General features: G+C 71.1%; 16 protein-coding genes. 10 read left to right on the plus strand and 6 right to left on the minus strand.

Annotated elements, in window-relative coordinates:
• Positions 1 to 566 precede the first annotated feature (566 nt).
• Positions 567 to 1,244 (plus strand): response regulator transcription factor, encoded by a 678-nt coding sequence (locus ACZ9QC_RS25565; protein WP_184893268.1) that lies wholly within the window; start codon positions 567 to 569, stop codon positions 1,242 to 1,244.
• A gap of 213 nt (positions 1,245 to 1,457) precedes the next feature.
• On the plus strand, positions 1,458 to 2,726 hold the full coding sequence (locus ACZ9QC_RS25570; protein ID WP_472915252.1) for an ATP-binding protein: 1,269 nt from the start codon (positions 1,458 to 1,460) through the stop codon (positions 2,724 to 2,726).
• 240 nt (positions 2,727 to 2,966) lie between these two features.
• On the opposite strand, the gene ACZ9QC_RS25575 is transcribed toward ACZ9QC_RS25570, so the two are convergent.
• Positions 2,967 to 3,509 carry a GtrA family protein gene (locus ACZ9QC_RS25575; protein ID WP_472915253.1) on the minus strand — a complete coding sequence of 181 codons (543 nt, stop codon included), beginning with the start codon at positions 3,507 to 3,509 and terminating at the stop codon, positions 2,967 to 2,969.
• 271 nt (positions 3,510 to 3,780) lie between these two features.
• Between ACZ9QC_RS25575 and ACZ9QC_RS25580 the strand changes: the two genes are divergently transcribed.
• From ACZ9QC_RS25580 to ACZ9QC_RS25595, 4 genes are all read left to right on the plus strand, one after another.
• A complete protein-coding gene (locus ACZ9QC_RS25580) occupies positions 3,781 to 4,941 on the plus strand; it encodes a 5-(carboxyamino)imidazole ribonucleotide synthase (protein WP_472915254.1) in 1,161 nt (386 codons plus the stop codon).
• The gene (gene purE, locus ACZ9QC_RS25585; RefSeq protein WP_472915255.1) at positions 4,938 to 5,471 is read left to right on the plus strand and encodes a 5-(carboxyamino)imidazole ribonucleotide mutase; all 534 of its coding nucleotides are present in this window, start codon (positions 4,938 to 4,940) and stop codon (positions 5,469 to 5,471) included. The genes ACZ9QC_RS25580 and purE overlap by 4 nt, the downstream gene beginning before the upstream one ends.
• 59 nt (positions 5,472 to 5,530) lie before the next feature.
• Positions 5,531 to 6,709, plus strand: a complete 1,179-nt coding sequence (locus tag ACZ9QC_RS25590) for a dipeptidase (protein WP_472921807.1) — start codon at positions 5,531 to 5,533, stop codon at positions 6,707 to 6,709.
• 164 nt (positions 6,710 to 6,873) lie between these two features.
• On the plus strand, positions 6,874 to 8,175 hold the full coding sequence (locus ACZ9QC_RS25595) for a dipeptidase (RefSeq protein WP_472915256.1): 1,302 nt from the start codon (positions 6,874 to 6,876) through the stop codon (positions 8,173 to 8,175).
• Positions 8,176 to 8,272: 97 nt separating this feature from the next.
• On the opposite strand, the gene ACZ9QC_RS25600 is transcribed toward ACZ9QC_RS25595, so the two are convergent.
• Positions 8,273 to 8,635, minus strand: coding sequence for a VOC family protein (locus ACZ9QC_RS25600; RefSeq protein WP_472915257.1), 363 nt, complete (start codon positions 8,633 to 8,635; stop codon positions 8,273 to 8,275).
• Positions 8,636 to 8,745: 110 nt separating this feature from the next.
• Between ACZ9QC_RS25600 and ACZ9QC_RS25605 the strand changes: the two genes are divergently transcribed.
• Positions 8,746 to 9,252, plus strand: coding sequence for a CGNR zinc finger domain-containing protein (locus ACZ9QC_RS25605; protein ID WP_472915258.1), 507 nt, complete (start codon positions 8,746 to 8,748; stop codon positions 9,250 to 9,252).
• A gap of 169 nt (positions 9,253 to 9,421) precedes the next feature.
• On the opposite strand, the gene ACZ9QC_RS25610 is transcribed toward ACZ9QC_RS25605, so the two are convergent.
• On the minus strand, positions 9,422 to 10,765 hold the full coding sequence (locus ACZ9QC_RS25610) for a UDP-glucose dehydrogenase family protein (protein WP_472915259.1): 1,344 nt from the start codon (positions 10,763 to 10,765) through the stop codon (positions 9,422 to 9,424).
• Between the two features lie 230 nt (positions 10,766 to 10,995).
• Here ACZ9QC_RS25610 and ACZ9QC_RS25615 point away from each other — a divergent pair, with 230 nt between their 5' ends.
• On the plus strand, positions 10,996 to 12,153 hold the full coding sequence (locus tag ACZ9QC_RS25615; protein WP_472915260.1) for an acyl-CoA dehydrogenase family protein: 1,158 nt from the start codon (positions 10,996 to 10,998) through the stop codon (positions 12,151 to 12,153).
• A gap of 178 nt (positions 12,154 to 12,331) precedes the next feature.
• Positions 12,332 to 12,697 (plus strand): four-helix bundle copper-binding protein, encoded by a 366-nt coding sequence (locus ACZ9QC_RS25620; RefSeq protein ID WP_215455871.1) that lies wholly within the window; start codon positions 12,332 to 12,334, stop codon positions 12,695 to 12,697.
• A 100-nt stretch (positions 12,698 to 12,797) separates the two neighbouring features.
• On the opposite strand, the gene ACZ9QC_RS25625 is transcribed toward ACZ9QC_RS25620, so the two are convergent.
• Complete coding sequence (locus tag ACZ9QC_RS25625) at positions 12,798 to 14,075, minus strand: LCP family protein (protein ID WP_472915261.1); 1,278 nt, start codon at positions 14,073 to 14,075, stop codon at positions 12,798 to 12,800.
• A 244-nt stretch (positions 14,076 to 14,319) separates the two neighbouring features.
• On the minus strand, positions 14,320 to 15,771 hold the full coding sequence (locus ACZ9QC_RS25630; RefSeq protein WP_472915262.1) for an LCP family protein: 1,452 nt from the start codon (positions 15,769 to 15,771) through the stop codon (positions 14,320 to 14,322).
• Positions 15,772 to 15,905: 134 nt separating this feature from the next.
• Between ACZ9QC_RS25630 and ACZ9QC_RS25635 the strand changes: the two genes are divergently transcribed.
• Entirely contained in the window at positions 15,906 to 16,934 is a 1,029-nt protein-coding gene (locus ACZ9QC_RS25635; protein ID WP_472915263.1) for a glycosyltransferase family 2 protein, read from the plus strand.
• A gap of 161 nt (positions 16,935 to 17,095) precedes the next feature.
• Here ACZ9QC_RS25635 and ACZ9QC_RS25640 read toward each other — a convergent pair whose 3' ends face one another.
• Complete coding sequence (locus ACZ9QC_RS25640; protein ID WP_472915264.1) at positions 17,096 to 18,772, minus strand: LCP family protein; 1,677 nt, start codon at positions 18,770 to 18,772, stop codon at positions 17,096 to 17,098.
• Positions 18,773 to 18,923: the final 151 nt, after the last annotated feature.

Consider the following 18,923-nt stretch of genomic DNA (forward strand, 5'->3'; position numbering starts at 1 on the left):
CGGGTCGGGACGCCCACCCCACGCCCACGGGGATTCCGCCCGGATCACGGGACGGCGGACGGCGACCACCGGGATCCACGCCCCTCTACGCGCGTCAACCTATCGATGCGTCCACGCGCTCGGGGCCCGGCCACAGGTCATTACGCACATAAAAGAGACCTTCAGCGCGGATATGCCACTAAAGGTCCCCACATGTAGCTACAGGCGTTCCGTCACCATACGCCAGGAGGATGTGGGAACCGGAAGGGCTTGAGAGCCGGATCACAGGTAAGAAGACGCTGGCTATCGCACATTCGAAGGTCGGTCGGGGGTTCGGGTCGTGCGGGTGCAGGAAGGGAGCGCACAGGGCGCGGCGCGGTGACGCACTGTTCACGGCATCGGCTCGGGATCCCCACCGGACCCGGCCGCCGTCTCCACGCGGCGACGCGGATCTTCACCGGTGACGGGCGAAACGCCCAGCGCAGTGGATCATGCCTGGGGAGAGTAAGAGAACCGTTGGACAAAGGTGTGAATCGTGCTTGCCGATCACCCTCCACCTGCGGTTCTCGGCGGACTACCATCACCCCATGACCCGTGTACTGCTCGCCGAGGACGACGCGTCCATCTCGGAGCCGCTGGCCCGCGCACTGCGTCGGGAGGGGTACGAGGTGGAGGTCCGCGAGGACGGCCCCACCGCGCTGGACGCCGGAATGCAGGGTGGTGTCGACCTGGTCGTCCTGGACCTGGGGCTGCCCGGCATGGACGGCCTGGAGGTCGCCCGACGGCTGCGGGCCGAGGGCCACACCGTGCCGATCCTCATCCTGACCGCGCGCGCGGACGAGGTGGACACCGTCGTCGGCCTCGACGCCGGCGCCGACGACTACGTCACCAAGCCCTTCCGGCTCGCCGAGCTGCTCGCCCGCGTGCGGGCCCTGCTGCGGCGCGGCTCGGCGGAGCCGGCGCAGCCGCCCGCCACCCACGGCGTGCGGATCGACGTCGAGTCCCACCGGGCGTGGATGGGGGACGAGGAACTCCAGCTCACGGCCAAGGAGTTCGACCTGCTGCGGGTGCTCGTGCGCGACGCCGGCCGGGTCGTCACCCGTGACCAGCTGATGCGCGAGGTCTGGGACACCACCTGGTGGTCCTCGACGAAGACCCTCGACATGCACATCTCCTGGCTGCGCAAGAAGCTGGGCGACGACGCGGCGAATCCGCGGTACATCGCGACCGTGCGCGGCGTCGGCTTCCGGTTCGAGAAGAACTGACCCCTGCCGAGAGCTGAGCCGGGCGCCTCATGGCCCGGGGTGCGGGGTGCGGGGTGCGGGGCCGTCGGGCGGCCGCGGGTACGGCGTGGCTGGTCGCGCAGTTCCCCGCGCCCCTGACGGGGCTTCGCCCCGGCATCGCCCCCCGCTCCGCGGCGGGCGCCGGGTGCCGCACAATCAGAGGTCCAGGAACACCCGCCCGCCCGGAGGGCAACCGTGCGTCGCCGTCTCATCCAGTCCACCCTCGCCGTGGTCCTCGTGGTCATCGCCGTCTTCGGCGTCTCCCTGGTCATCGTCGAGACCCGGACGATCAGCAACAGCGCCGAGGAACGCGTGGAGTCCGAGGCGGTCCAGCTGACGAGCATCGTGGACAGCCGGATCATCGGCGACGAGAGGATCACCGCCGAGGTCCTCCGGGACCAGGTCGGCGACGAGCGCTACGCCCGTATCGAGATCCCCGGCCAGTCCACGATCGAGATCGGCGAGAAGCCCGTCGGCGACGTCATCAGCCACCAGGCCAAGGGGGAGAAGGACGAGGTCGTCACGGTCGAGGAGTCCCGCTCGGCGGTCAGCCGCGAGGTCGGCCGGACGCTGCTGATCATCGCGGCCGTCGCCCTGCTGGCCGTCATCGCGGCCGTCCTCCTCGCCGTACGCCAGGCCAACCGCCTCGCCTCCCCCCTCACCGACCTCGCCGAGACCGCCGAACGGCTCGGCTCCGGCGACCCGCGCCCCCGCCACAAGCGCTACGGCGTCCCCGAGCTGGACCGGGTCGCCGACGTGCTGGACGCCTCCGCCGAGCGCATCGGCCGCATGCTGACCGCCGAGCGGCGGCTCGCCGCCGACGCGTCCCACCAGCTGCGCACGCCGCTGACCGCGCTGTCGATGCGGCTGGAGGAGATCACCCTCACCGACGACATCGACACGGTGAAGGAGGAGGCGCACATCGCGCTCACCCAGGTCGAGCGGCTCACGGACGTCGTGGAGCGGCTCCTGACCAACTCCCGCGACCCCCGCAACGGCTCCGCCGTCTCCTTCGAGCTCGACGAGGTCATCAAGCAGCAGCTGGAGGAGTGGCGGCCGGCCTACCGCAGTGCCGGGCGGGCCGTCGTCAGCTCCGGCAAGCGGCACCTCCAGGCCGTGGGCACGCCCGGCGCGGTCGCGCAGGTGCTGGCCGCGCTGATCGAGAACTCGCTGATGCACGGGGGCGGCACGGTGGCGCTGCGCACCCGCGTCACCGGGAACCAGGCGGTGATCGAGGTCACCGACGAGGGCCCCGGCGTACCGGCCGACCTCGGCGCGCGGATCTTCGAGCGGGCGATCAGCGGGCGCAACTCGACGGGCATCGGGCTGGCCGTCGCGCGCGACCTCGCCGAGGCCGACGGCGGCCGCCTGGAGATGCTCCAGGCGCAGCCGCCGGTGTTCGGCCTGTTCCTGTCGCGCACGCCGGTGCGCACGTCTGCCGGCGAGCACCGGCCGGTCAGGTAGAGCGGCGGTCACTCGGCACCCGGCACCCGGTGGTCGGTGGTCGGTGCGAGGGTTCGCGGATGAGGCCGCGGCCTTCTGGGCCGTAGGACGGCGGCTGCCGGTCCCGTGGGGCCTCCCGTGGGGCTTCCGGTGGGGCTTCCCGTGGGGCTTCTCGCGCAGGTCCTCGCGCCCCCGAAAAGCAGGCCCCCGCGCCCCTGAGAAGCAGGGCGTGCCCCCTCGGTGGCGTTTGCCCGTGACCGTTCAGCGGCGTTTGCCCGTGACCGTCCGTGGCTGGGCGGATTCCGCTTCCAGGAACGATTCCGCGTCGGCCACCGTCTCGCGGGCCGGGAGGGCCCGGAACACCCAGCTGCGGTACGACCAGAACCGGAAGAGGGTCGCGATGCCGATGCCGAGGAACTTGAAGATGTTGGACTGCAGGGGGCTGTCCCAGCCGAAGCCGTAGGTGGCCGTGTAGAGGACGCCGTTCTCGATGACCAGGCCGACCGCGCTGAACAGCAGGAACAGCGTCAGCTCCTTCGTGCGGCGGCTCTTGTCGCGGTCCCGGTACGTGAAGTAGCGGAAGCCCACGTAGTTGAACGCGATGGCGACGACCGTGGCGATGACGCTGGCCCGGACCACCTGGAGCTCGGTGGTGTGCCGCACGAGGTTGAAGACCCCGAGGTTCACCAGCAGCCCCGCACCGCCCACCGCGCCGAACTTGGCGACCTCGCGGACCAGCAGGTCGAGTCGGCGGCGCAGGGCGCCACGGGGCCTCGTATCGAACCCCGTGCTGGTACTTCCCATCGGGTGCGGCCCCCGTCGCTCGGTTCCGGTCGGTGTCGTGCCGGTGGTCAGCCGGGTCGCTGTCCCGTCCGAAAAGATCTGGATGATCGGAAAAGAATTGATCTTCCGTCGATATCCACTGGTTCAGCCATGCTAACCAGCGCCCCCGGGCCCTGCCTGTGCAGAACCTCACAGCCCGGCCCCGGAGGAGGTCCGGGGCCGGTCCAGGGGGAAAGGGCGGGGAAATCGGGCACCTGGAAGTGGCCGATTCCGTGGCCGATACCCTGGGGGCGTGACGTTCCCGGTAGTCGGCATGGTCGGCGGTGGCCAGCTCGCTCGTATGACACACGAGGCGGGCATCCCGCTCGGCATCAGGTTCAAGCTCCTCAGTGACACCCCTCAGGATTCCGCGGCGCAGGTCGTCGGCGATGTCGTCATCGGCGACTACCGCGACCTGGACACGCTGCGTGCGTTCGCGCAGGGCTGCGACGTGATCACCTTCGATCACGAACACGTACCCACCGAGCATCTACGGGCACTGGAGGCGGACGGCATCCCCGTGCGCCCCGGCCCGGAGGCGCTGCAGCACGCCCAGGACAAGGGGGTGATGCGGGCGAAGCTCGTCGAGATCGGGGTGCCCTGCCCACGGCACCGCATCGTCGCCGACCCGGCCGACGTGGCCGCGTTCGCCGCCGAGGGGCTCCCCGAGGGCGCCGAGGGCGACGGGTTTCCGGTCATTCTCAAGACGGTCCGCGGCGGCTACGACGGCAAGGGCGTGTGGATCGTCCGCTCGGTCGAGGACGCCGCCGAGCCGTTCCGCGCCGGGGTCCCGGTCCTCGCGGAGGAGAAGGTCGACTTCGTGCGGGAGCTGGCCGCGAACGTCGTACGGTCGCCGCACGGCCAGGCCGTCGCCTACCCGGTGGTGGAGTCGCGGCAGGTCGACGGCGTCTGCGACACCGTGATCGCCCCGGCGCCCGACCTGGACGAGGCGCTCGCCCTGCGCGCCGAGGAGATGGCGCTGCGCATCGCCAAGGAACTGGACGTGATCGGCCACCTGGCGGTCGAGCTGTTCCAGACCCGCGACGGCCGCATCCTGGTCAACGAGCTGGCGATGCGCCCCCACAATTCCGGCCACTGGAGCCAGGACGGCGCGATCACCTCGCAGTTCGCCAACCATGTGCGGGCCGTCCTCGACCTCCCGCTCGGCGACCCGCGCCCCCGCGCCCGGTGGACCGTCATGGTCAACGTCCTCGGCGGCGACTACCCGGACATGTACTCGGCGTACCTGCACTGCATGGCCCGCGACCCGCGGCTCAAGATCCACATGTACGGAAAGGACGTGAAGCCCGGCCGTAAGGTCGGTCACGTCAACACCTACGGCGACGACCTCGACGACGTGCTGGAACGCGCCCGTCACGCCGCCGGATACCTGAGAGGCACGATCACCGAATGAGCCCTGTGAGCCCCGTCGTAGGCATCGTCATGGGGTCGGACTCCGACTGGCCCGTCATGGAGGCCGCCGCGCAGGCCCTCGACGAGTTCGAGATCGCGTACGAGGTCGACGTCGTCTCGGCGCACCGGATGCCGCGCGAGATGATCGCGTACGGCGAGGAGGCCGCGGACCGCGGCATCAAGGTGATCATCGCGGGTGCGGGCGGTGCCGCCCATCTGCCCGGCATGCTCGCGTCCGTGACCCCGCTGCCGGTCATCGGCGTGCCGGTGCCGCTGAAGTACCTCGACGGCATGGACTCCCTGCTGTCGATCGTGCAGATGCCGGCCGGTGTGCCCGTCGCGACGGTCTCCGTCGCCGGCGCCCGCAACGCCGGTCTGCTGGCCGCGCGCATCCTCGCCGCGCACGACGAGGAACTCCTCGGCCGTATGCGGGAGTTCCAGCAGGAGCTGAACGACCAGGCGACCGAGAAGGGCAAGCGCCTGCGCACCAAGGTCGAGGGATCGGGCAGCGGCTTCGGCTTCGGGAAGTAGACGTAGAAGCAGACGTTACCGACATGACCGGCATCACGGGCGACACGGGGGAGACGACCATGACATCGCTGGAGGCGGCCCGGGAGCTGCTGCGGGAGTTCCCGGTCGCGGACGGGCACAACGACCTGCCCTGGGCGCTGCGTGAGCAGGTCGGCTACGACCTGGACGCGCGGGACATCACCGGCGACCAGAGCGCCTTCCTCCACACCGACCTGGCGCGGCTGCGCGCGGGCGGGGTGGGAGCACAGTTCTGGTCGGTGTACGTCCCCTCCGACCGGCCGGGCGCCGTCACCGCGACCCTCGAACAGATCGACTGCGTACGGCGGTTGCTCGACCGTCACCCCGCGGAGCTGCGGGCCGCGCTGACCGCCGCCGAGATGGAGGCCGCCCGCGCCGAGGGCCGGATCGCCTCGCTGATGGGCGCCGAGGGCGGCCACTCCATCGACAACAGCCTCGCCACGCTGCGGATGCTGTACGCCCTCGGTGTCCGCTACATGACGCTCACCCACAACCACAACATCGCCTGGGCGGACTCCGCGACGGACGAGGCGGCCGTCGGCGGCCTCACCGACTTCGGCCGCGCGGTGGTGCGGGAGATGAACCGCGAGGGGATGCTCGTCGACCTCTCGCACGTGGCCGCCACGACGATGCGGGACGCGCTCGACGCGTCCGTCGCCCCGGTGATCTTCTCCCACTCCTCCTCGCGGGCCGTCTGCGACCACCCCCGCAACATCCCGGACGACGTCCTGGAGCGCCTCCCGGCCAACGGGGGAGTGGCGATGGTGACGTTCGTGCCGAAGTTCGTGCTCCAGGCCGCCGTCGACTGGACGGCCGCCGCCGACGAGAACATGCGGGTCCACGGGCTGCACCACCTCGACACCACCCCCGAGGGGATGGCGGTCCACCGCGCCTTCGAGGAGCAGAACCCCCGCCCGGTCGCCACGGTGGCCACGGTCGCGGACCATCTCGACCACATGCGCGAGGTCGCCGGCATCGACCACCTCGGCATCGGCGGCGACTACGACGGCACCGCCTTCACCCCGGACGGTCTGGGCGACGTCTCCTGCTACCCGAACCTGATCGCCGAGCTGCTCGACCGGGGCTGGTCGCGGACCGACCTGGCCAAGCTGACCTGGCGGAACGCCGTCCGGGTGCTGGGCGCGGCGGAGGACGTGGCCCGGGACCTCCAGGCCCGTACGGGCCCGTCCCACGCGACGCTGGACCAGCTGGACGGGTGACGCCGGCCGGGTGACGCCGGGCGCCGCCCGGGCCTCACCCGGGTGGCGTAGCGGCGGCCCCGCGACGGCCGTTCAACCCGAACGCCCCACCCACCAGGAAGGCGGGCGGCCTCCGTGCCACGGTGACGAGTACTGCGATCACCCAACGGCTACGGAGGTTTGCCATGGCAGATCTGCAGGACGAACTGCAAGCCGCCGGGGAGGCCGGCGAACTCGACACACCCCCCGCCTCCACCCGCGCCAAGCCCGCGCGCAAGCGCGACAGGCGCCCACCGGCGGCGGAGCCGATACCCCCCGGCGCCGACGGCCACCCCGACGACGGCGAGGCGGACGACGTCCGCCCCCATGGCGCGACCGACGTCCGTCGCGGTGGAGCGGACGTCCCCGGGGCCCCCGACGGCGAAGCCGTCGTGGTGGCCGGACCCGCCGCATCCCCTTCCCCCTCGGCGTCCTCGCCCTCCTCGGAGCTGGCCGAGGCGGACGCCTTCCTCGTCGCGCACCCCGTCGCCGACGGCTACAGCGGACTGCCGTGGGTGCTGCGTCAGCTGCCCCGGTACGACCTGGAGCTGGGCGAGGGCGGCGTGGACACCGACGTGCCGCGCATGCGCAAGGGGCACATCGGCGCGCTGTTCTGGTCGCTGCACCTCCCGGAGGGCCTCGCGGGTGAGCGGGCCGTGGGAGCCACGCTGGAGCAGCTGGACCTGGTCAGGACGGTCGTCGACGCCCACCCCGAGGGCCTGCGGCTCACGCACAGCGCCGGCGAGACCACCGACGCCCGCAACTGCGGTCGGGTGGCCGTCCTGCTGGGCCCCGCCGGAGCCCCGGCGATCGGCGACTCCCTCGGCATCCTGCGCTCCCTGCACGCGCTCGGCCTCAAGGCCCTCACCCTCGCCGGCGCGTCCTGGGCGGGCGAGTCCGGGCTGAGCAGGTTCGGTGAGGAGGTGGTCCGCGAGATGAACCGCATCGGCGTCCTCGCCGACCTCTCCGGAGCCTCCGAGGAGACGGTCCGCCGAACGCTCGCGGTCTCCCGCGCCCCGGTGGTGTGCACCCGCTCGGCGGCCGCCGAGCTGCGGTCCCACCCGGCCAACCTCCCCGACGACATCCTCGCCGCGCTGGGCGAGGCGCGGGGCCTGTGCATGGTGCCGCTCACCGCCGAGCAGACCGGCCCCTCGGTCCGCGACGTCGCCGACCACCTCGACCACGTCCGCGCGATCGCCGGCCCCGAGTGCGTCGGCCTCTCCGGCACCTACGACTCCGGTGCCGCCCACCCGCGGGACCTCACCGACGCCTCGTGCTACCCCCGCCTCGTCGCCGAACTCATGCACCGGGGCTGGTCCGAACCCGACCTCGCCCTCCTCACCTGGGGCAACGTCCAACGCGTCCTGCGCACAGCCGACTTCACCGCGAGGGCGGCACGCGACCGCCGCGAGGCCTCGACGGCGAGGATCGCGGAACTGGACGGCTGACGGGCCGGGCCCCGTAGGGGCGCGGGGAACTGCGCGACCGGCCACGTACGACCCGCGGCCGCCGGCTTCCCCGCACCCCCCTCCCCCTGTCGCGCACTCAACTCCGGCAAAGACAGAACGGATGCCCCGCCGGATCCGCGTACACCCGGAACCCCCGCTCACGGTCCGCCGCGTCCAGTACCGTCGCCCCCAGCGCCAGCACCTCCTTCTCCGCGGCGTCCATGTCCGCCACGTTCAGGTCGAGATGGAACTGCTGCGACCGCTCCGCCGAGGGCCACTCGGGCGCCACGAACCCCGGCGCCTTCTGGAACGCCAGCCGCGCGCCCCCGCCCGGCACCTCCAGATCCACCCAGTCCCCCTCCCCACTGACCTTCCCGCCGACCACCTCGGCGTAGAACCCGGCGAGGGCGGCCGGGTCGGGACAGTCCAGAACGACGACATCCAGCGTGGCGATGGCCATGGCCTTCTCCTTGCTCGTTCTCTGCTCATCCGAACTTCTTCGGTTACCTGAAGAGGAGAGTAACCAGTAACGGTTACCTTATGCATCCCCTGAAGAGGTAACCTCCCGGCATGAGTGAGAGAGCGTCCGCCCCCGGCGGCCTGGCCCTCGTCGAGAGCCTGGTCAACACGCTGGACCTGGAGACGGGCGCCGACAGCCTGGAGACCCCTGAGGCGCGCGCCGGCCTGGGCCTGGCGGCGGACGAGGACCTCACGGCCGTGCGCGAGCTGCGGGAGTCCCTCCGCGCGACCCTGCTGGCCCACGCCGGTCACGCCCCGCACCGGCCGGTGACCCCGCTGGGCACCCTCCTGGCCGCGGCACCGCTCGTCGTCGCGGTCTCCGCCGAGGACGGCTCGGCGAGCCTGCGCCCCGCCGCCGACCCGGCTCCCCTGCTCTCCCGCGTGGCCGCGGCCGTCGCCGAGGCCCTCACGGCGGGCACCTGGCAACGCCTCAAGGCCTGCCAGGCATCCGACTGCCACTGGGCGTACTACGACCGCAGCCCGGCCGGCCGCGGCCGCTGGTGCTCGATGCAGGTGTGCGGTGCCCGTGCGAAGATGCGCCGCTACCGGGCGAAGTGAACGCTTCGGCCCCGGGCGAAGTAAGCGCTTCGCCCCCGCCGGGCGCCGGAACGTGGACAATAGGAAAAGACGCCGTTCCGGCCGACTGAGCCTCGGCCGGAACGGCGTCACCTTCCGCTGCCCTCCGCAGGGGCCGGAGCACCCGCCGATGCGGCCCCGCCGCGCGGCCCTACGCGGTCGGCCGCCCCATCGCCCGGTACGTCCACCCCGCCCGGCGCCACAGCTCCGGGTCCAGCGCGTTGCGGCCGTCCAGCACGAGCCGCGTCGACGCGACCTCGCCCAGCTGTGCCGGGTCCAGCTCGCGGAACTCGCTCCACTCCGTCAGATGCAGCACGATGTCCGCGCCGCGCACGGCGTCCAGCGCGGTGTCGGCGTACCCGAGCGTCGGGAAGAGCCGGCGCGCGTTGACCATGCCCTTGGGGTCGTAGACGGTGACCTGGCCGCCCTGGAGGTGGATCTGCCCGGCCACGTTGAGGGCGGGGGAGTCGCGTACGTCGTCGGAGTCGGGCTTGAAGGTGGCGCCGAGCACGGCGACCCGCTTGCCCAGGAAGGAGCCACCGCCCAGCGCCTGCCGGGCCAGCTCCACCATCTGACCGCGCTGGCGCATGTTGATGGAGTCGATCTCCCGCAGGAACGTCAGGGCCTGGTCGGCGCCCAGCTCACCGGCGCGCGCCATGAACGCCCGGATGTCCTTGGGCAGACACCCGCCGCCGAAGCCGATGCCGGCCCGCAGGAACTTCTTCCCGATCCGGTCGTCGTGCCCGATGGCCTCCGCCAGCTTGGCGACATCGCCCCCGGCGGCCTCGCACACCTCGGCCATGGCGTTGATGAAGGAGATCTTGGTGGCGAGGAAGGAGTTCGCGGAGGTCTTCACCAGCTCGGCGGTGGGGAAGTCGGTGAGGACGAAGGGCGAGCCCTCGCCGACCGGCGTCGCGTACACCTCGCGCATCAGCTTCTCGGCGCGCTCGCTGCGCACCCCGACCACGATCCGGTCCGGGTGCAGCGTGTCGTTCACGGCGAAGCCCTCGCGCAGGAACTCCGGGTTCCAGGCCAGCTCGGCGTCCTCCCCGGCGGGCGCGTGCTCGGCGAGATACGCGGCCAGCCGGTCGGCGGACCCCACCGGCACCGTCGACTTGCCGACGACCAGCGCCGGCCCCGTCAGATGCGGGGCGAGCGAGGCGAAGGCGGCATCCACGTACGACATGTCACAGGCGTACTCGCCGTGCCGCTGCGGGGTGTTGACACAGACGAAGTGGATGTCGCCGAAGGCCGCGACCTCCGCGTAGTCGGTCGTGAAGCGCAGCCGCCCGCTGGATCCCTCGATCCCGGCGACGTGCTTGCGCAGCAGCTCCTCCAGGCCCGGCTCGTACATCGGGACCTCACCGCGCCGGAGCATGTCGATCTTCTCTTCGACGACATCGAGCCCGAGCACCTCGAACCCCAGCTCGGCCATGGCCGCGGCGTGTGTCGCGCCGAGATAGCCGGTGCCGATCACGGTGATCTTGAGGGCCATGGGTGCTCCTGGGGTGTCCGGCCGAGGGGGGCGTACACGCCCGCACAGCCGCGTGCGGGGCGTGCACGTGAGCATAGTCGGGGCGTGTTCGAGTCCTTGACCGGGCAGATTCCCCCCGCAGGGGGCGAGGCCCGTCGCCCCCTGTCGTCAAACTCACGTACCAGTGGAGTGGCCAGACCTTTAAAATTTGAGTTACTTAACGGTAGTTAGCGTCAGGAGCGTGAGAGACCTTGGCCGGATCGGCTGATTTCGACCTGTACCGCCCGTCCGAGGAGCACGACATGCTCCGTGACGCGATCCGTTCCCTCGCCGAGGCGAAGATCGCGGCCTACGCCGCCGCCGTGGACGAGGAGGCCCGCTTCCCGCAGGAGGCGCTGGACGCGCTGGTCGCCAACGACCTGCACGCCGTGCACGTGCCCGAGGAGTACGGCGGCGCCGGCGCCGACGCGCTCGCCACGGTCATCGTGATCGAGGAGGTGGCCCGCGCCTGTGTGTCCTCCTCCCTCATCCCGGCCGTCAACAAGCTCGGCTCGCTGCCCGTGATCCTCTCCGGCTCCGAGGAGCTGAAGAAGAAGTACCTGGGCCCGCTCGCCAAGGGCGACGCGATGTTCTCGTACTGTCTCTCCGAGCCGGACGCGGGCTCCGACGCGGCCGGGATGAAGACCCGCGCGGTCCGCGACGGCGACCACTGGATCCTCAACGGCGTCAAGCGCTGGATCACCAACGCGGGCGTCTCCGAGTACTACACGGTCATGGCCGTCACGGACCCGGAGAAGCGCTCCAAGGGAATCTCCGCGTTCGTCGTCGAGAAGTCCGACGAGGGCGTCTCCTTCGGCGCCCCGGAGAAGAAGCTCGGCATCAAGGGCTCCCCGACCCGCGAGGTCTACCTCGACAACGTCCGTATCCCCGCCGACCGCATCATCGGCGAGGAGGGCACCGGCTTCGCCACGGCGATGAAGACCCTGGACCACACCCGCATCACCATCGCCGCCCAGGCCCTCGGCGTCGCCCAGGGCGCCCTCGACTACGCCAAGGGCTACGTCCAGGAGCGCAAGCAGTTCGGCAAGCCGATCGCCGACTTCCAGGGCATCCAGTTCATGCTCGCCGACATGGCCATGAAGATCGAGGCCGCCCGCGCCCTGACCTACCAGGCCGCCGCCAAGTCCGAGCGCGGCGACAAGGACCTCACCTTCCAGGGCGCCGCCGCCAAGTGCTTCGCCTCCGACGTCGCCATGGAGGTCACCACGGACGCCGTCCAACTCCTCGGCGGCTACGGCTACACCCGCGACTACCCGGTCGAGCGCATGATGCGCGACGCCAAGATCACGCAGATATACGAAGGCACCAACCAGGTCCAGCGCATCGTCATGGCGCGCAATCTGCCGTAACCCCATCGGCGCAGTCCGCGCACAGCCCCCGGCGGTCCGCCGGGGGCTGTTGTCGTACGGGGCCGACGGGGCGGATTGTTTCCGTCCGCCCGATGGCGGTCGGGGGCGGGGAGGCGTAGGACGGAAGTGCGCGGGGTCCGGTCCCGGGTCCCGTTCTCCCACCACCCCAGGAGGAGCCATGACGCAGCAGGCCGGGAACATGACCGCGATGAGCAAGGAGATGCAGGACTGCGTCAACGCCTGCATGACGTGCCACAGCGTGTGCGAGGAGACCATGAGCTCCTGCATGCAGGCCGGCGGTCAGGCCCAGATGCAGATCATGCGCGCCCTGATGGACTGCGCCGAGATGACCCGTATGTGCGCGGACATGATGATGCGGCGCTCGCCGCTGTCCGCCGAGATGTGCGCGATGTGCGCCCGCGCCTGTGACATGTGCGCCGAGGCGTGTATGTCCATGCCGGACGATCAGCAGATGATGCGCTGTGCCGAGGCGTGTCGCCGCTGCTCCGAGATGTGCCGGACGATGGCGGGCGCGACCGCCTGACGCGTCGCGCGAGACGTCCGCACGACCCGAACGCACCAACGACCGAGGGGCACCCCCCCATGGATCAGGGGGGTGCCCCTCGGTCACACGGTCCGCCGGGTCAGTTGCCCGACACCGTCACCGTCTCGTCGTTCTTCAACTGCTCCACGAGCTGCTTGACCTTCGCGGTGTCCCACTGGAGGTTGCCGTTGGCGGAGTTGCCGGAGATCGGCATGTTCATCGACTTGCCGTCGCCGCCCGTCACGCCCTTCATCGCCCAGAACATGTCGGCCAGGTCGAACAGGCTCATGTCCTCGTCGACGATCAGGGTGTCCAGACCCGCGCTCATCGTCGGGTACAGCTTGAAGGGGTTCAGCACCGTGCTCGGGGTCGCCGTCTGGCTGGCGAGGGCCGCGAGGAACTTCTGCTGGTTCTTCGTACGGTCCAGGTCGCTGCCCGCGAGGGCGTAGCGGGTCCGGACGAACGCGAGGGCCTGCTCGCCGTTGAGGGTCTGCTTGCCCGCCTCGAAGTCGGCACCGGACTTGGTGTCCTTCATGCCGCCCTTCGGGATCTCGATCTCGACCCCGCCGACCGCGTCGACGATGTTCGCGAAGCCCGCGAAACCGATCTCGACGTAATGGTCGATGCGCAGCCCCGTGTTGGCCTCGACGGTCCGGACGAGCAGCTCGGGCCCGTCCTCCGCGTACGCCGCGTTCAGCTTCACCTGGCGGCCGGAGCCCTTGTACGTCTTGCCGGACTCCGAGCCCACGAACGTCGGTATCTCCACGTTCGAGTCGCGCGGCAGCGAGATGAGGGTGGGGCCGCCCGAGCCGGTGTGCAGGATCATCATCGAGTCCGTGCGCTTGCCGTCGGCGGACCCGGTGTGGAGCTCCTTCTTCTGCTCGTCGGACAGGCCCGCGCGGCTGTCGGAACCGACGATCAGGTAGTTGGTGCCCTCGCCCTCGGCCGGCCGGTCGATGACCTTGGAGAGGTCGACCTCGCGGTTCAGCTTGGAGTCGGCCCAGAAGTAGGTGCCGATCGTCGTGGCGAGCAGTACGACGGTGACCGTGATCGCGGTCAGCTTGATGCGGCGCCCCCAGTTCGGTGCGCCACGCTCGCCCCGGCCACCACCGTGACCGCCGCCGCCCACCCCGCCTGCGCCGTAGACCTGGCCGGTGTTGTAGTCGCTGTTGTAGCCGCCGCCGTACTGCTGCTGGTCGGGGCCACTGTTGCCGTAGCCGTCACCGTACGAGTCGCCGTACGACGGCTGCTGGGGCACGCCACCCTGAGGGGGTGCCGACGGGCCGCGACGGACCTGGCGCATCACGCGCGGTCCCTCGGGCTGGGCGTAGTCGCCGCCGCGGTTGTTGCCGGACCATCCCTCGGGCCAATCGTTCATGCGCCCCAGTGTGCCGGGTCGGGCCATGGGCTTTACAAGGGTCGATGAAAAACAAAGGCGAGGCTGTTGCGAAGCCGACACAAATTGCACGGTTTTGTAGGGGCCGGGGCGCCTATTGAGCTGGGGGGAGCGGTTTGAGGGCGGGTGCGGGTTGTTCGTGGTTGCTCGCGCCCACGCGGCGGAGCCGCATATGTCACAGCCCCGCGCCCCTCACGGGGCGCAGCCGCTCACGGGGCGCAGCCGCTCACGGGGCGCACGTCACCTGGTCGCCGCGTACCACTCCCGACTCGCCGCGCTCCGGGTCCTCGGCGCGTACCTTGCGGACGCCCTTGAAGTCCGTGCCGGCGACCACCTTCATGACAGGGCCCTGGGCACGGACCGGGCGGAGCTGCGAGCCCGGGAGGGCGGCCGCGAGGGAGCGGGCGGAGCGGTCCCAGCGCGGGTCGTGGAAGACCAGGGTGCGAGTGGCGTTCGGCCGCGCGGCGTTGACCGGGGTCCTCGTGGTGCGGAAGCCGGTGGCGGCCAGCTGACGGTCGACCTTCTTGCCGAGGCCCGGGACGGCGGTGCCGTTCTCGACCTGGACGTGGATCTGCTGCGGGGCCACGTCGACGAGCGCGTAGGAGCCGCGCGCCTTGTAGGGGGCGAGGGGGCGGTCGTCGCGCAGGGCGTCGAAGAGGCGGGCGGCCTTGGTGTCGTCCCACTTCAGGGTCGAGCCGACGCCCTCCACCGCGTACCCCATGCGCCCGATGGGCACGGTGGTGAACTCCGACGAGGCCGGGGTGAGGTTGCGCATCGCGCGGCCGAGGTCGATCAGCTCACCGGTGCCGAACTCCTTGTCGGCGCGGACGGAACCGAGGACGGCCTGGGTGATGTCGCGGAACTTCATCGGGTTGAGCAGGACCCCGGAAGAGGTGGCCTGGGACATCAGGGCCGCCATGAACCGCTGCTGGCGCTTCATCCGGCCCAGGTCGGAGGAGCCGTCGGCGTGCCGGGAACGGACGTACTGGAGGGCCTCGCCGCCGTCCAGCTCATGGGTGCCCGCGTCCAGGTCGAGGCCGGTGTAGGAGTCCTTGAGGGGGCGGGTGGTGCAGATCTCGACGCCGCCGAGGACGTCGACGGTGCGCATGAAGCTGGTGAAGTCGACCTCGACGTAGTGGTCGATCTTGACCTTGGTCATGTGCTCGACCGTGCGCACGGTCAGCTGCGGCCCGCCCTCCGCGTAGGCCGCGTTCAGCTTGATCGGGTGGGAGCGCGAGACCTTGCCGGTGGCGCGGTCGGTGTGCTCGGGCGTCTCGGCGTACGAGTCGCGCGGCAGGCTCACGACGCTCGCGCGCTCCCTGTCCTCCGAGATGTGCACGATCATCATCGTGTCCGTGCAGTGGCAGGGGGCCCCGCCCAACCGGTACCTGCGCCGCTCCTCCTCGCTGATCCGGTCGCGGCCGTCGGTGCCGACCAGCAGCACGTTCATGCCGTGGCCCGCCTCGGGGCGGTTCTTCATGTCCTTGAAGGCGTCGACCCGCTTGATCTCGCCGTCCAGGCGGGTCACCACCGCGTGCCCGATGCCCGCGGCGGCCAGCACCACCACCGAGAGCGTGGTCACCGCCCGCATGGCCCAGCCCCGCCGCCGGGGGCGCACGGGGGGCCGGGGCTGCTGCGGACGGGCTGGACGGCGGGGCGGTGCGGACACGGGGGACACCTCCGCGAGACCGGTCAGGGGAAGGGGAGAAGTCAGAGAACCTTGAGCACCGTAGGGTCCCGGCATCCGCGCCCCGCGCACGCGACCGGGCGGCGCGCGTTCGTGTCCCCCGTTCGCGGTAACGTGAGCCCCCTATGAACGCCAAGCCCGACGTGCAGCTCCCCGCCGTGTCCGTGATCATGCCCGTCCTCAACGAGGAGCGGCATCTGCGCGGAGCCGTCCAAGCGATCCTCGCGCAGGAGTACGCCGGCGAGATGGAGGTCGTGATCGCCCTCGGTCCGTCCACGGACCGCACGGACGAGATCGCCGCCGAGCTCGTACGCGAAGACCCGCGCGTCCACACGGTCCCGAACCCCACCGGCCGGACGCCCGCCGCCCTCAACGCCGCGATCAAGGCCTCCCGCCACCCGATCGTGGTCCGGGTCGACGGCCACGGCATCCTCTCGCCGAACTACATCGCCACCGCCGTCCGGCTCCTGGAGGAGACCGGCGCGCAGAACGTCGGCGGCATCATGCACGCCGAGGGCGAGAACGACTGGGAGCACGCGGTCGCCGCCGCGATGACCTCGAAGATCGGGGTCGGCAACGCCGCCTTCCACACCGGCGGCGAGGCGGGCCCGGCCGAGACGGTCTACCTGGGTGTCTTCCGGCGTGAGGCGCTGGAGCGGCAGGACGGCTACAACGTGGAGTTCATCCGCGCCCAGGACTGGGAGCTGAACTTCCGGATCCGTGAGGCGGGCGGCCTCATCTGGTTCTCGCCCGAGCTGCGGGTGTCGTACCGGCCCCGGCCCAGCGTGAAGGCGCTCGCCAAGCAGTACAAGGACTACGGGCGCTGGCGGCACGTCGTCGCCCGCTACCACGAGGGCTCCATCAACCTGCGCTACCTCGCCCCGCCGACCGCGGTGTGCGCGATCGTGGCCGGCACCCTGGTGGGCGCCCTGGTGACCCCGCTGGGCTTCGTCGTCCCCGGCGGCTATCTCGCGGCGATCGTCGCGGGCTCGATCCCGGCGGGCAAGGGGCTGCCGCTCAAGGCCCGCCTGCAGATCCCCGTCGCCCTCGCCACCATGCACATGTCCTGGGGCTTCGGCTTCCTCACCAGCCCCCGGTCCCTGGCGAAGAAGGTCATCGCGTCCCGCCGCCCGGCGGTGCTGACCGAGGGCTGAGCCCCACGTACGAACGAGCAGGGCCCCTCACGTCGGTCATCTGAGGGGCGCTGCTCGTTACGGGCGGAGGCTCGCGGCCCGGCTCACGTCCGGACGGCTCGCCGCCCGGCTTCAGGTACGGGCGGCTCGCGGCCCGGCTCCCGCACGGGCCGCTCGCGCGGTCACCAGGTGAAGCCCGGATTGACCTTCATGCAGGCCTTCTTGTTGGCGCCGTTGAGGGCGTCCGCCGACTCGGGAGTCGTGTCGTCCTCCTTCTCGGCCTGGTACGACTGCCCCTCCCGCCAGTCGGCCCCGACGACGAGCGTGACACCGCTGACGTTCGTGGACTTCTCCACCTGGCCCAGCGGGATGCCGAGGGCCTTGGCGACGGCCTGGGCGTCGCCCTCCAGCTCGGCGCTCGGGAAGCGCACGACCGTCTTGTCCTCGGCGGTCGCGGTGGTCGCGTCGGACGAGGACTTGGCGAAGCCCTCCTCGACGAGCAGCTGGGACACCGTGTGCGCGCGGCCGGCGACCGGGGCGAGGGTGGAGGTCATGGTGCCGTTGACCACCAGCACCCCGATCTCGTCCTTCGCCGCCGCCGGGTCGTCGGAGGTCGCGTCCTCGGTGGTGGCCTTCTTCTTGTCCTTGCCGTCCAGGGAGATGTCCTCGCGCACCAGCCGGAACAGCTTCTCCGCGTCGCCCTCCTTGGGGACGACGCGCGCGCCGGCGTACGTGTACGGCATCGTCGTCATCGTGATCCGGGCCGGCTCGACCTTGCGCAGCTCCGTGCTGAGGTCGTAGAGCTTGGCGACGTCGCCGAGGCCCTCGTCGACGGTGAGCGCGTCGGTGGCCTCCTCGGCGAGCCTGCGCAGCTTGTTCGGGTTGGTGATCGTGGCGTTCTCGCGCAGCTCGCGGACCATCGCGTTCATGTACTGGTGCTGCGCCTTGGCGCGCGCGATGTCGCTGCCGTCCTCGAAGCCGTACCGGGTGCGCAGCCACTGAAGGGCCTGCTTGCCCTTGATGTAGGTGGTGCCCTCCTCCAGCTTCAGCCCCGAGCCCTTGCCGTCGCTGGTGTGCGAGTAGATGTTGGCGTCCACGCAGACGGGCACGCCGCCGATCGCGTCGGCCATCGACACCACGCCGGAGAAGTCGACCATCATGAAGTGGTCGATGCGGATCCCGGTCAGCTTCTCCCAGGTGGCGACCGTGCAGCCGGGGCCGCCGCGCTCCAGCGACTGGTTCGTCATCACATGGGTGAGCGACTCGTACACCTCGCCGCTGTCCGGGTCGGTGCACTTGGGGATGTCCAGCAGGGTGTCGCGGGGCATGCTGACGACCGACATGTTGGTGCGGTCCGCGGACAGGTGCAGCAGCATCTGGACGTCGGCGAGCGCCGGTCCGCCGAAGTTCTCCTTGGCGCCGCCGAGCTTCTGGTTCTCGGCGGTGTCCCGCGCGTCCGAGCCGATCAGCAGGATGTTCAGCGGGGTCTGGCCGGCCGCGTTCGGCGTCGGCTCGGCGATCTTCGTGTCGCCGAGGTTCAGCTTCTCCTTCTTGATGTTGCCGTTGAGGTGCTGGTAGTAGAGGTAGCCGGCACCGGCGGTGCCGAGTATCACCACCGCCAGGACCGTCGCCGACCAGCGCAGCACCCGTCTGCGCCGGGGCCTTTCGGGGGCCTTCGCGCGCCCCCGGCCACCGCCTGAGCCGTCGCGGCGCTTCCGTCCGCCCTGCTCGGGCACCCTGACGTCCGTGTCGCCGCCCGAGCCGGACGCCTCACCCTTCGGACCCGGGACCCCGTCCTGCTCGCCGGGTTCCTCGACACGCGGTCGCCCCCCGTCCCCGCGCACGTCGCTCCGTACCATCTCCCTGCCCCTCCCCACCCTGCCGTGGCGGGGCCGTCCCCGCCTCCTGTTGGACCGTCGAGAACCCAACTGGGATGTACTCATGTTCTGTTGAACGCGTCATGTGTTCCGACCGGATGACACGCGGACACGGGTCGGCCGGCGGCACGTA

Source organism: Streptomyces sp. HUAS MS02 (assembly GCF_055702265.1).